Source organism: Microbacterium sp. zg.Y909, from assembly GCF_024626565.1.
Window position 1 is genome coordinate 1 of sequence record NZ_JANJFJ010000737.1, and the last position, 587, is coordinate 587.

1 protein-coding gene is annotated in these 587 nt (G+C 75.5%); it reads right to left on the reverse strand.

What is annotated here, in order from left to right; all coding sequences use genetic code 11:
- The coding region (locus NQ160_RS24475; protein WP_257517547.1) for a hypothetical protein at positions 1-587 on the reverse strand (587 nt) is incomplete at both ends.

Consider the following 587-nt stretch of genomic DNA (forward strand, 5'->3'; position numbering starts at 1 on the left):
CGCAGGATGTCGCAGGCGGCGTGGTCCTTCGCCAGCGACGACGCCAGCATCGTGTCCACAGGGTCACGGGTGCGGCGCACGCCCCGGTCGCTCAGCGAGTATCCGAAGTCGGCGAGCATGCGACGGATGCGGTGCCACTGTCGTTCGGCAGCCGGGTCGGGCAGCAGCCGGTCCAGCGCGAAGCGCGCGAGCAGCCGCATCGTCTCGTCGGCGCTGGGCGGCCGCCGAGCCACGTCGGGCAGATGCTCGACGAGCGGATGCCGCGGCGCTGCGGTGGCCAGCATCGCCGCCGCGGCCTCGGCGACGGCGAAGTCGTGGGCGAACGCCGCGGCCAGGCGTGCGTCCACCGCGGCGTCGTCGTCCTCGTCGGTCGCGGGCGGCGGGGGCTCGAGCGCGCCGCGCGGCGCTTCGGGCGGCGCGGGCGGCTGCAGCGTGTCGAGCAGGAACTGCAGACCGGTGTCGCCCGCGAAAGTCGTGCGCAGCAGCACGTCGAGCCCCTCGGCGTGGCCGGAGAGGAACGCGAGCTCCTCGCGGGTCGGCTCGGCGAAGCGCACGAGGTCGCGGTAGGGGGCGAGGTTGCCCTCGCG